This window comes from Terrilactibacillus tamarindi, assembly GCF_009718825.1.
Lineage (GTDB): Bacteria > Bacillota > Bacilli > Bacillales > Sporolactobacillaceae > Terrilactibacillus > Terrilactibacillus tamarindi.
Genome location: NZ_WNHB01000017.1, coordinates 1 through 13,399, shown reverse-complemented (window position 1 = coordinate 13,399; position 13,399 = coordinate 1). Strand labels below are relative to the sequence as shown.

The following is a 13,399-nucleotide window of genomic DNA, read 5'->3' as shown; positions in this document are numbered from 1 at the left end:
ATGACTTAATTCGGACATAGTCTATTTTTTATAACAAAAATGAAGCAGGAGAGCCGATCATTGGCTCTTTTGCTTCATTAATTTATTGGTTGTTTGATTGATTGTTCCTTTTTTACTGAGTCATTGTTCTCTGTGCTATTTGATTGTGGCGTTGTATTGTTTTGTTGATCTGTTGTTTGTTGACCTGATGTTTTTTGATCTGTTGTTTGCTTATCCGTTGTTTGTTGATCGGTTGTTTGCTTTTTTCCATCAGGTTCTGTTTTATGATTCGATTTGTTTTGCTTTTTATCATTCGTTTTTGTTGGTATCTGTTCCTCTTTATCGTTTTGTTCTATCGTCGCTTTTTTATTATCTGGCTCTTTCTTTTTTTCCTCATTCTCTTTATCCCTGTCTGCAGCAACTTCCTCATCAGTAACTAATTGATCACCTGGCAATTGGATTAGTTTTAGAAATTTTTCATTCGTTTTAGAAAGATCAAGGAACGGATAATTTTGGCTAACAAAGCCTTGCTTAATTTTTACACCTTGACTCGTTCTGACTAAGGCTTCTTCGGTTGTTCTAGGAGCATATTTAGCATTCATTAAATCCGTTGTGACAAATCCAGCTTCCCTGCAGAGCGATGTCACTTTTTCCCCAGTTAAACCACAGTATGTTGTTTTTATGATTCCTTTTGGTTGAGTAAATTTCTTATTAGGGCTCATAAGTTCAGGATCAATACGATAGGCCGCATTGGCAAATCCTGCCCAAAGCTTCTGTGTTCTTGATGAGTAATATTGATGATTCATTTTAGCGTTATTGCCATAGCCAGTCCAAACGCCAAGTGTGACATTAGGATTGGTAGCAACAAACCATCCATCTCGCCAATCTTGAGATGTTCCGGTTTTACCTGCCCAGTCGGCATGAAAATCAAGTTGACCAGGTACACCTCGGGCTGTACCCATTGGGCTTAATACATCTCGCATCATATCTAGCATTAAATAATTTGTTTGTGGAGAAAAGACAGTCGTTTTTTTAACTTTATGTTGATAAACCGTACGGCTAGATGTATCTGTGATCTTATCAATAATATAGGCATCAACAAACTTACCGCCGTTTCCGAATGTTGCATAAGCATTCGTATTTTCTTCAACAGTAGGTCCGAGTGTAATACCGCCTAACGCAGCAGAAACGTTATATCCATCTGAACCAATGAGTGATGTAAATCCCATTTTCTTCAGATAACTTGGAGGATCACTTATGGTTTGGCTTAGCCGAGTAAATAGTCGGACGGCCGGCATATTATCAGACTGATATAGGGCTTTTCTCGTCGATTCAAAGCCATGATAGAGGGGTGTATAGTTAACAGGTGAATAAACTTGCCCAGAACCCATGATTCTTTTGTATGGTAAGTCTGCCATTATGTTGCCTGGCTGAGTTAGTCCAGCTTCCATCGCAGGGGCATAGACAAGTAGTGGTTTCATCGTAGATCCGTTTTGTCTATTGACTTGAGTCGCAAAATTATATTGGGATAAATCAAATCCACGCCCACCAACAAAACTTATGATTGCGCCAGTATCATTTTTAATAAGAACAGAACCTACCTCCATTGGGTGGCGAATCTCTTCCTTTTTTCCTGTTTTAGAGTCTTTTCGATACGTAATCCGATCGCTTTCATATCCGCTATAATGACTTGCAAAAGCTTGTTGGTCATCATAGATATCTTTATTAATGGTCGTATGAATTTTATAGCCACCATTCTGTAAATCTAATGTGGCACTATCCATGAGATTTTCGAATGTATCAAAATGTTTTTTTATTGTTGAATAATTAACTTTATTTGCTTTGGCAATGGATTCAACACTTGATCCTTGTGACTTTGATACCTTCGAATAGTTAAGATAGGTTGTATAGTCATGATATAATTTGTCCTCGCTATATCCCTGTTTTCGAGCGGCTTGTTTGGCCAAAATAATACTTGCGTCTTTAATCACTTCATTCGTGACATAGTGATAGCGATTTTTTATCATTTTGGTTGTATCTTTAAAGTGCTTTTTGTAGTCATATTTCAGAGCGTCCTGATAGTCTTTCTGTGAAATATAGCCGCCATCGTACATATTTTTTAGAACAGCATGAGCTCGGTTAATTCCAGGAGAGATATCTTTTTTGATTTCACCATTATTATCAAAAGGTGAATAGACAAATGGATTTTGAGGTAAACCAGCAATGAACGCAGCCTGTGGAATATTAAGTTTTTTAGCATCAACACCAAAAATACCTTGTGCAGCCGTTTGAACTCCTGCTATATTCTGACCAGATGCATTTCGTCCAAAGGGACTGACGTTAATATAAGATTGCAAAATCTCGTTTTTACTAAAAAAATGTTCCAATCTCATCGCCAACAAGATTTCCCTTGCCTTACGCTCTTTCGTCACAGCATTACTCAGGATTTGATTCTTAACAACTTGTTGTGTGATCGTACTGCCACCGGTTTGTAATGGTTGGTTTGTAATATCTTGATAGGTTGCACGGAATACAGCTTTTGGAACAACACCGTGATGTTCATAGAAAAGTTCATCCTCCGTTGATAGCAAAGCATCTGTAAAATGAGAGGAAACTTGATCTAATGTCACTGTTGTCCGAATAAGATCACTATTAACTTTTCCCAGAGGGATGTTATCGGCAAAATAAATCTCACTACTTTGAGAGTAATTGGCCATATCCCCTTTCAACGTCTTATAATTCAAAACCGGCTGGTCCCGTACCAAAGCAGCAAAATAACCAGTGGAAATACCAAATGCAAAGACACAGCCGATAAATATGACTGAGATAATGACTAAAAATGAATTCCATGCTACTTTGTATGTAAAAATAAGTGCTTGAATGAGTCCACTGTTTTTAAAGCGATCGAACCATTCGCTAAAAGATGACTTTAAATTCGAAGTCATAACATTCCTCCTTAATACCTTTTCCATAATAAAGTTTAAAGCCTATGAAAAAAGCAGCTATTAATTCAGTAACTAATGTACTGAACTTGAATAGGTTGTTATGCGAATGTTTGCATTTAACCCATTATAAGATAATAAATCTAATTTTTATCTTATCTTATATTGAATATCTTGCAAGTTATTTTGCTAAAAAAGGTCGGTATTTATCAGAATGGAGAGTAAAATGTTTTTTTACATTCTATAGTAGTAAAGATTGTCACTCATTAAATTAAAGGATTGGTTTACTGATTGTCCAACTTTTTACGAATCATGCTTTCTTGACTTGCATCTGCTGAAATATACAAAAAGTTACCTGCTTGAATAACGGTATCCCCATGTGGTACAACTTCTTGCTCACCTTTACGAATCAAAACCAAGAGTGCATCATTTGGCCAAGAATATTCTTTAACTTTCTTTCCGACCAGAGAATGATTTGTTACATCAACCGGATAGACAAATGTTGTATAATGATTTTTCTTATTGCTTTTCTTATTGCCTTTCTTTTCGCCTAAGAGATTAACTAATAGTCCCTCATATATTGGAATTCCACCCATTAGATCTACCGCAATATACGCAACAAGCGAGACAATGGCGATCGGCATAAGTACTTCCAAGCTTCCAACCATCTCAGAAACTAAAATAATACCGGTTAATGGAGCTTTACAAATGGCCGTAAAATAGCCAGCCATTCCATAAATAATAAAACAGCGAATCAGTGAATCATCTACTCCAAAAAAGGTACTGATCGAATGACCATAAATGGCACCTAATGAAGCACCGAGTGTTAGTAAAGGTAAAAAGATACCCCCGGGTAAACCACTCCCGTATGAGATCATTGAATAAATGAAACGAAGGATGAAGACAAAAATCAAAAATTCCAAAGTAAAATAGGCACCATTCAATGATGTTATTACGTTTGCTCCTCCACCAAGTAAATCAGGCACAAAATAACCAATTGGAATCACAAGTAATAATGGAATTAATCCATAGAGATAACTTGGGAGAAAATGAATATGTGAATACCAATCAGATAAACGGAATAGCACTTTTTGATAAATCAGACCAAGAATCGCTAAAAGAATAGCTAATAAAACAAGCCATAAATAATGATTCAAAGGAAAACTGGGGATATCTCCTAAAAATAATACCGGTGTCATTCCAAATATATTTAATGAAACAAAATTTGCAGTAATTGAGGCTGAAAAACAGGTAACAAGAAGTGTTGAACTGAAATGATGATGAATTTCTTCTAAACCGAATAGAAGCCCTGCCACTGGTGCATTAAATGCAGCCGAAAGACCAGCACTGGCTCCAGCTGTAATTAATATCTTTTCATTTGTTGAATCCCCACCAGTGAATTGATTAATCCCTTGTCCAACGGTGGCTCCTAATTGGATGGAAGGGCCTTCACGACCAAGAAAGGTTCCGGGACCAATGGAACAGATTCCTCCAATAAATTTTCGCCATAGTACTGGCCACCAGTTCAATTCAAGATCACCTTGAATTTGGCCCTTTACTTGGGGAATTCCACTACCTTTTATATTCTTTTCGCCTTTAATTAACCAACCAATCATGCAACCAATTAGGATCATAAAAATCGCCGCCAATATCAGTAAATAGGGATTTTCATGAGCATAAGTGTAAAACGCCTTATCTAAGTTTAGTAATTTTTGAAGCGTGAGTCGGAATAGGCTCACAACTAAACCGCCTAATAGACCAACTAGCATTCCTTGAATAACAAATTTCAGTTGTTTTAATGGGATTCTCCGGACAAAAAATTTAGCATTCATTTTGCTGTCACTCCTATGGTGAACTTCCTCTATATTATATAATAGTTTATTAATAAATTTTGAAGGGATAACGAAAAGAAATGAAATGAGATAAGAAAATGGAGAAAAAGGTTAAATTCTATTTGAAATTTGTCACCAAATTGTTAATAGGTAACTGAGGGTAAATATAAAATGGTTAAAATAAGCTATTGTCATATTTTTACATAAAAATTTTCTGTACATTAATAATACTCGGAAAGATAAATATGTAAACTTATATCATAGTACTGTAGTTAAAATAACTAGAAATGGATTCAGTATAGTCATTATCTTATTAAAGCGTCTGTCCACAATTTTGTTTCTTAATCAATTAAAAACTCCCCCCAAATCGTTGAGGGGAGAGTACATTATTCTATAAAGCATGAAAAACTTAAAAAGCCCTAGAAATATAGATTCAACATTTCTAGGGCTTTCGTTATTGCTTTTTAAGAAGCAATTGAATTAACGTGAGTAGAACTCAACGATAAGAGCTTCAGTTATTTCAGCTGGTAATTCAGAACGTTCAGGAAGTCTATTGAAAGTACCTTCTAATTTATCTTCATCAAAAGTTAAATATTCAGGAACAAATGAGTTAACTTCGATCGCTTCTTTAACGATATCAAGGTTTTTAGATTTTTCTCTTAAACCAATAACATCACCGACAGAAACACGGTAAGAAGCAATGTCAACACGTTTACCATTGACAGTAATGTGACCATGGTTAACAAGTTGGCGAGATTGACGACGTGTACGAGCTAAACCTAAACGATAAACGAGGTTATCGAGACGTGATTCGAGAAGAATCATGAAGTTTTCACCGTGTACACCTTTCATTTTACCAGCTTCGTCGAAGAGACGACGGAATTGACGTTCGTTAAGTCCATACATATAACGTAATTTTTGTTTTTCATTTTGTTGCAAACCATATTCAGATAACTTTTTACGTTGTGTAGGACCATGTTGTCCAGGAATATAAGGACGTCTTTCAAGTTCTTTACCCGTACCGCTTAATGAAATACCAAAGCGACGAGATTTTTTCCATGCAGGACCAGTATAACGAGCCATAATTGACTCCTCCTTGTCATTTTAAATTAGGCATAAAATGACAGCATCTTCAAGGATTTAAAGAATGAAGTTATTTTGTTATCTTGTACCTTCGCTCGGCAGTGAAGAGTTACGGGGTACACCTCTAATTTAAAGTTAAAAAGTACGGAAAAACAGCCTTCCTTTTAAACTCTAATTAATTTAAAAATCACGAGGAACAAAATAAGAGGGTCTTCATCTTATCCATTGACCACTGCCTCATTTTACACAAACTCTATTATAGTTAATTAAACTTAGACTTGTCAACTATTTATTTAAATTAAGAGTTTGAATTTTAATGTGATTGCTTAATATTTCAACAAATTGTTCTAGAAAGTGTTGGTCTTCTTCTGTGAAACGATTAACCTTTGGACTATCAATATCGAGAACACCGATCACTTGAGAATCAACGATGATCGGAACGACGATCTCGGATCTAGAGGCCGAATCACAAGCAATGTGTCCAGAGAATTGCTGAACATCACTAACGCGTAATGTTTTCCTCTCTTGAACAGCTGTTCCACACACTCCCTTTCCAATTGGGAGTCGTACGCAGGCAGGCAGTCCTTGAAAGGGTCCCAAAACGAGCTCTTTTTGGTCTAAAAGATAAAATCCAACCCAATTAATATCTTGCAAAAATTGATTGAGAAGGGCTGAAGCGTTAGAAAGATTAGCTATTAAATTTTCCTCATCTTCAATAAGGGAGGTGAGCTGCTTTACGACTAACTGATATTGGGAGTCCATATCACCAGAATATTTATTGACAGAATACATGTATATTCCTCTCCTTTTAATTCATCATACGTGTTATTTTATCAGATTATGTAGAATATCTCATCTAAGTGTCGAGCGATTTATGAAGGAGGATGCTGATGTTTAGAGAAGATGTTATATAGAGTGTAAATGACGAGGTGATCATATTGCAAACGATTGAAAAGGTAAAGGATATCAATAAAAAAAATGAAGTCATTCGTTCAGCCATCCGACTTTTTAATATGAGTGGTTATACAGGGACATCGGTCCGGGCCATTGCCAATGATGCAGGAGTGAACATTGCGCTAATATCTTACTATTTTGGAGGAAAAAAAGGGCTACTAGAGTATTTAATGTCTTCATTTTTTGAAGGATATCTGGAAGAAATGGAGTCAGCTATTGAACAAACGACCCATTTAGAACCTTTATTATGTACGCGATTAATTCAAATTGCAGATCGAATGATCCGTTACCAACAACGCTACTTTTATTTGTCACGTTGTGTACACCGAGAAATGACTCTCGATACCAATTTGATCCGTGAATTCATGGCGAGCTATTTAATGAAAGAAAAATATCTGTTAGAAATGGTATTTAAACAAGAAAAGTATCCGGTTGCCATTCCAATCGATATCCTTGTTATGCAATATCGCGACATGATCATCATGCCATTTTTGCACCCACAATATATTAGACGCATCCATGACTTACAGCCGCATGAGGACTATTTCCGGAAATATTACTTAAAATATATCAAATATTGGGCTGATCAGCTCTTTGCCCAAACTTCATAAAAAGGGTTATCAAATAATGAAGTCATGAAGTCTCCTTTGATAATGTTAGTGGAGCGTTAATATGGAATAAAATCTTGCTTAATGAAGTGGTAAATAGCTGAATAAGTTCTTTCCTATTAATAAGATGGTAACCACGATAAAGATTAGTTTGACATAGGATGATCCCTTTCGAATGGCTACATTGGCACCGATCCACGATCCAATGATCATGCTGATAGCCATAGGTATGCCATACTGAAAATTGACTGAACCTAAACAAATAAACGTAATCAAAGCCATTATGTTACTACAAAAATTTAAGATTTTTGCATTACCTGCAGCATGAAGAAAATCAAATCCAACTGCCAAAAAAGAAAAGAGAAGAAATGAACCTGTACCGCCACCTAGGAACCCATCATAAAAACCAAGCGTAAAAATGATCAGGCCGAAAAGAATGGCTCGGGATAGTGTAAAACCTTTATATTTTGATATGGTTCCCCAATCTTTTTTGAAAATCGTATAGATCGTTACTAAAGCTAATAAAATGAGGATTAAAGGTTTTAATATTTCCGGGGAGATAATATGTACAACCATTACACCGATAAAAGAACCAATAAGAGTGAGCGGAAACAGGCGACCAATTAAATGAAAATCGACCTTCTTTGAACGAATAAAAGTTAAGGTGCTCGTTAAAGCCCCCATTGTACCTGCTAGTTTGTTTGTTCCCAATGCGATATTCGGAGGTAATCCAGTAAACAAGAGTGCAGGTGTTGAAATAAGCCCCCCACCCCCAACGACGGCATCTATAAAACCGGCTAAAAATCCAGCAAATATAAGAAAAACAAGAGTTAAGGTATGTAAATCTTCCATAATCAAGGCTCCTTCGCTAAAACCAATTGTATTGTACCATTTTTTGTTCCAAACGTGTCTATAAATATGGTTTTCCTTATCGTTCAAGAAAAGTTTAAGAGAACGATTAATCATGTGATAAATTAAAATATATATATCTTAGTCAAATCTCTGTATTCATGGTATTATTAAAGGTAAGAATTTTGATTAATTATGTCGTATTTTTAACAATACCTGAGTATGTTCTGATGGAAATTTATAAAAAGCCTATTTGAGTTTTGCTAAATTAGTAGGTTTAAAACGTAAGGGTATTTCGTTGGATAACGATACTTAATTGGGAACTTTACATATCTTCCCTAGTGAGCGAACAAGCATAGATTGGGAAAGATACCGGTTTTAATGGGAGAATGGGGGAACTTCCAATGTTCTATTATGTCGTATTAAGTTTCATTATTGTTGTCGTTTTTGTCGTCATTTTTAGTACGTGTATGAGGAAAAAAACGTACAATAAAATTGATCGATATGAAGCGTGGAAAATGGATATTATGAATCGACCTGTAACGGAAGAAATATCAAAAGTAAAAGAATTAAAAATGATAGGCGAAGCTGAAAAGAATTTTGAAAAATGGCGTGCAGATTGGGATGAGATCGTAACAACTGAATTGCCGCTGATTGAAGAATCATTATTTGATGCAGAAGGCTATGTGGATCATTATCGTTTTAAAAAAGCAGAAAAAACGCTTGACTCTTTAGAACACCATCTAAATAAGATTGAAAATCGAATACGAGATATGCTTTCTGATCTGAACAAAGTGGTTGAAAGTGAGCATGCCAATCGAAAAGATATTCTTATTGTCAAAGATATGTTTCTAAAAGGAAAGAAAGAGTTAATTACGAAAAGAAGTCAATATCGCGGAGCTGTCAATTTATTAGAAGAAAAGTTAAAAGCCGTTGACAAAGAATTGCAGGGTTATGAAGCGGAGACGGATAATGGTAATTACATAAAAGCAAGAGATATATTGCTATCGGCCAAAGCAAGTATGGAAAAGTTAAATGAACAATTTGAAAAAATTCCTTTCTTATATAACGAGATTCACCATACAATACCTGATCTTATGCAAGACTTGCGGATGGGTTTTGAAGAAATGACGAGCCAGGGCTATGTTTTAAGTCATTTGCAATTAAATGTACAATTAGAAGAAATTAAGCATCAACTTAACATACTTGATCAAGCCGTTGACAAGATGGAATTAAAACCAGTAGAAGAAAGTATTAATATCATGCACGAACAATTAGAACACTTATTTGATCAGATGGAAACAGAAGTGATGAGCAGAAAGAAGCTCTTGGAAGTGGCTCCAACCATAGAACGAGACCTCACAATCGTTGGAGAAAATGTAAAATCGCTTGCTGAGGAAACGGAAACAATTCAAACGAATTATCATATTGATGAAGAAGACCTTAGAATGAAACATGAGATTGATGATATTTTTAATAAATTAGATATGGAATACCAAGAGGTCAATAAAGATTTACAGGAACAAAAAGAAGCCTTTAGTATTTTGTTAGAAAAGCTAGAATCCATGCGTTCTGATATTGAAGTTGTTCAAGGATCTGCAAAAGAGTTTAAAGACAAAATAAAAACGCTTAGAAAAGATGAATTAATTGCGAAAGAAACGATGCAAAAGTTGAAAAGAACCATATTTGATTGCAGGCGAATGGTTCAAAAAAGCAATTTACCAGGAGTTCCTGAGTACTACGTCACTTTACTTGAGGATTCAGAAGAGCATCTTGCAGATGTTAATCATGAACTTGATCAATCCCCGTTAAATATGGTAGCTGTCCAACGTAGTTTAGATGATGCTGTAGAAAAGGTTAATGAGTTCTATAAGAAGACTCAAGAAATGATTGATAACGCAGCCCTTTCAGAAGAACTTATTCAATATGGTAATCGTTATCGTAGTGATTCGCACGAAATTAATGAAGAGCTAAAACATGCCGAAGATTTATTCAGAAGTTATAATTACCAAGAAGCCGTTGAGGTCGCTGCAAAAGCGATTGAGAAAAAAGAGCCAAAAATATTAAAGCGTATGGAATTGTATTCAAAGGAAAACTAATTTAGAATAATAAAAGTGCATGTTCAAAAAGGCGACAAATTAGAAGCAAGAAGATCAAGCCAACGCCGAGATTCGCCGCTTATCATTTGGTGACTTTTTGAATAACCTCTAAAAAGTGAAAAACTCCTATATAAGGGGTTTTTCTTCTAATACACAGATTTCTTGCTACAACAATGTTTACTTAAAAAATTTAAAGCTGTAAATACTTGAAAGGGATCGATAAGAGTGATTTATTTCGATAACAGCGCAACAACGAAACCATATCCTGAGGCATTGGATACTTTTTTAAAAGTTGCACAAAATTATTATGCCAATCCATCATCTATTCATAGACTTGGCAGCCAAAGCGAGGAGCTATTGAAGCGTTCAAGACAGCAAGCGGCTAATCTGCTTCAAGTATCCGATAAAGACATCATATTTACCTCTGGTGGATCAGAAGGGAATAATTTAGCTATAAAAGGGATAGCTAACTATTATAAAGATCGTGGCAAACATATTATTACAACCGAGATAGAGCATGCATCCAGTTATCTGGCTTGTAAACAACTGGAAAAGGAAGGGTATGAAGTCACTTATCTACCTGTTGATAACGAAGGTAAGATTTCATTGGACCAATTGAAACAAGCATTAAGAAAAGATACCATCCTAGTATCCATCATCCATGTGAATAATGAGGTAGGAACCATACAACCGATTTCTGAGGTTGCAGCCTTATTACAAGATAAACCCACGACCCTTCTTCACGTTGATCATGTCCAAGGAGTAGGAAAAGTTCCGTTAGATCTCTCTCAAGGGAATATCGATCTATGTACCATTTCTGGTCATAAATTTCATGGACCAAAAGGAACGGGCCTACTTTTTGTCAGACATGGTGTGACTTTATCCCCACTAATTGCTGGGGGGAGTCAGGAACAAAATAGACGTGCAGGGACGGAAAACTTACCCGGCATTGCAGCAATGGTTAAAGCTCTCAGAATAACGTTAGAGTTAAAAGAGACACATTCTCGTGAGCTTAAACGTCATAAAGAAAAACTAATCCAGGGACTATCTTCAATTGAAGGAATAACCTTTCATACACCTAAGAACGGATCTGCCCCTCATATCATCAATATCAGTGTAAAAGGGCTCAAAGCAGAAGTACTCGTTCATGCTCTTGAAGAAAAAGAGGTTTATGTTTCGACAAAGTCAGCTTGTTCTTCAAAGGATCAGCAGGCAAGTCGGATTTTACTTGCTATGGGTGTATCAGATTCAGATGCCAAACAAGCTATTCGGTTAAGTTTGTCCTATCAAACGACGGCTGAAGAAGTTGAGCAATTTCTAAAAATATTTAAAACACAAGTAGAAGACTTGCGGCAAGTCATGAGGAGTTAAACCATGATATATGAATTTTTAATACTTAGATTTGGTGAAATATCACTTAAAGGAAAAAACAAAAAGAAGTTTATCGTAAAATTAGAAACAACAATACGAAAAAGTTTAAAAAAATTTCCTAATCTCTTTGTCAAACGGCATTACGATGATATTGAAATCACACTACACGGTGAAGATGTCGATGCGGTTGCACAGCAACTTCAATCTATTTTTGGCATTCACTCGATCCGGGCAGCCATAAAAGTAGAGAATAATCTTGATGATATAAAACAGGGTGTCCTGCAAATCGCTCAAAGTGAAGTTTATGCTCAAACATTTAAGATATCTGCAAGAAGAAAAAATAAAAATTTCGAATATCCATCCAATGTCTTGAATCAAGAATTAGGTGGCCATATCTTAAAAAATATGGAAGCGTTGAAAGTGGATGTTCATCACCCTGATTTGAATATTCGAGTTGAAGTTGGAGAGCATGATACTCGTCTATATGGAAGAGAGTACCCGGGTGCTGGTGGGCTACCCGTTGGAACAAGCGGTAAGGTGATGCTTATGTTATCCGGTGGAATTGATAGCCCTGTTGCGGGATATTTACTTCAAAAGAGAGGGGCAGACATTGAAGCAATTCATTTTCACAGCCCACCCTATACAAATGACCGAGCTAAGCAAAAAGTCGTTGATCTAGCTGAAAAGTTACAACGCTTTGGTGGGCACATCAAACTTCATATCGTCCCTTTCACTAATGCCCAAGTGGCCATTAAAGACAGCATGCCAGATAATTATCGTATGACGATCATGAGGCGTATGATGCTTCGTATTGCAGAAAAATTAGCCAAAAAAAATGGTGCTCTGGCCATTGCAACCGGCGAAAGTCTTGGACAAGTAGCAAGTCAAACACTTGAAAGTATGCACACGATAAATGAAGTGACGAATTATCCAGTTCTCCGTCCACTGGTTTCAATGGATAAGATTGATATTATGGCGATTGCTCAAAAAATTGATACGTATGATATTTCTATTAGGCCATATGAAGATTGTTGTACCATTTTTCTTCCAACAGCACCTAAAACAAAACCCAAACGTGAACATGCTAATAAATTTGAACAATATCTACCTATTGATGAACTCATTAACGAGGCATTAGAGGGAGTCCAAACCATTGATTTATTGACTAAATCTCAGGAGTCAGATGATCTTGATGATTTATTATAATTGAATAAGAAAATGATAAAAAGTGTCCAAGGCTGACTTGGATGCTTTTTTTACACTTTAAGAAAGTATAGGCCCCGGCCCCGCAATTGCCAAGCTTTCTTTATCCAGTGATTTTCACAATGGTGATGCAGGTCGTTTTTTAAACAGAGAATGAAATAATTTCCAATGGGTTTCATGAATGGTTTATCATCATTTAACACACTCTAATATCACAAGGAGGTGATACCAAATGCCTAATAACAATAGCAATCAAATTCTTGTACCTGGAGTAGAACAAGCTCTTGACCAAATGAAAAATGAAATCGCTCAAGAATTTGGTGTAAAACTTGGCGCTGATACAACTTCTAGAGCGAATGGATCAGTTGGTGGTGAGATCACAAAACGTCTTGTCGCTACTGCTCAACAACAATTAAGTGGTAAATCATTCTAATTAAATAGGATATGGCTAGAAGGGTGACGTTTCGTCACCCTTCTTT

Annotated in this window: 10 protein-coding genes; 5 read left to right on the top strand and 5 right to left on the bottom strand. The window is 36.0% G+C overall.

Features of this window, described 5'->3' with window-relative positions; all coding sequences use genetic code 11:
* Positions 1-77 precede the first annotated feature (77 nt).
* The 4 genes from GMB86_RS10945 to GMB86_RS10930 all read right to left on the bottom strand — a co-directional run bounded on the left by GMB86_RS10945 (position 78) and on the right by GMB86_RS10930 (position 6,628).
* Positions 78-2,924: a transglycosylase domain-containing protein gene (locus GMB86_RS10945; protein WP_155219772.1), complete on the bottom strand. Its 2,847-nt coding sequence runs from the start codon at positions 2,922-2,924 to the stop codon at positions 78-80.
* A 281-nt stretch (positions 2,925-3,205) separates the two neighbouring features.
* Positions 3,206-4,753, bottom strand: a complete 1,548-nt coding sequence (locus tag GMB86_RS10940; RefSeq protein WP_155219769.1) for a ClC family H(+)/Cl(-) exchange transporter — start codon at positions 4,751-4,753, stop codon at positions 3,206-3,208.
* A gap of 480 nt (positions 4,754-5,233) precedes the next feature.
* Positions 5,234-5,836 carry a 30S ribosomal protein S4 gene (gene rpsD, locus GMB86_RS10935; RefSeq protein WP_155219767.1) on the bottom strand — a complete coding sequence of 201 codons (603 nt, stop codon included), beginning with the start codon at positions 5,834-5,836 and terminating at the stop codon, positions 5,234-5,236.
* A 285-nt stretch (positions 5,837-6,121) separates the two neighbouring features.
* Complete coding sequence (locus tag GMB86_RS10930; RefSeq protein WP_155219764.1) at positions 6,122-6,628, bottom strand: GAF domain-containing protein; 507 nt, start codon at positions 6,626-6,628, stop codon at positions 6,122-6,124.
* Between the two features lie 137 nt (positions 6,629-6,765).
* Between GMB86_RS10930 and refZ the strand changes: the two genes are divergently transcribed.
* Complete coding sequence (refZ, locus tag GMB86_RS10925; RefSeq protein WP_329602887.1) at positions 6,766-7,401, top strand: forespore capture DNA-binding protein RefZ; 636 nt, start codon at positions 6,766-6,768, stop codon at positions 7,399-7,401.
* A 78-nt stretch (positions 7,402-7,479) separates the two neighbouring features.
* Here the strand turns inward: refZ and GMB86_RS10920 are convergent, their stop codons facing one another.
* Complete coding sequence (locus GMB86_RS10920) at positions 7,480-8,250, bottom strand: sulfite exporter TauE/SafE family protein (RefSeq protein WP_155219761.1); 771 nt, start codon at positions 8,248-8,250, stop codon at positions 7,480-7,482.
* Between the two features lie 401 nt (positions 8,251-8,651).
* Between GMB86_RS10920 and ezrA the strand changes: the two genes are divergently transcribed.
* From ezrA to GMB86_RS10900, 4 genes are all read left to right on the top strand, one after another.
* Positions 8,652-10,346 carry a septation ring formation regulator EzrA gene (gene ezrA, locus GMB86_RS10915; protein ID WP_196220199.1) on the top strand — a complete coding sequence of 565 codons (1,695 nt, stop codon included), beginning with the start codon at positions 8,652-8,654 and terminating at the stop codon, positions 10,344-10,346.
* A 225-nt stretch (positions 10,347-10,571) separates the two neighbouring features.
* Positions 10,572-11,717, top strand: a complete 1,146-nt coding sequence (locus GMB86_RS10910) for a cysteine desulfurase family protein (RefSeq protein ID WP_329602886.1) — start codon at positions 10,572-10,574, stop codon at positions 11,715-11,717.
* Between the two features lie 3 nt (positions 11,718-11,720).
* Positions 11,721-12,923: a tRNA uracil 4-sulfurtransferase ThiI gene (gene thiI / locus GMB86_RS10905; RefSeq protein WP_155219755.1), complete on the top strand. Its 1,203-nt coding sequence runs from the start codon at positions 11,721-11,723 to the stop codon at positions 12,921-12,923.
* A 229-nt stretch (positions 12,924-13,152) separates the two neighbouring features.
* On the top strand, positions 13,153-13,353 hold the full coding sequence (locus GMB86_RS10900) for an alpha/beta-type small acid-soluble spore protein (protein WP_155219752.1): 201 nt from the start codon (positions 13,153-13,155) through the stop codon (positions 13,351-13,353).
* Positions 13,354-13,399: the final 46 nt, after the last annotated feature.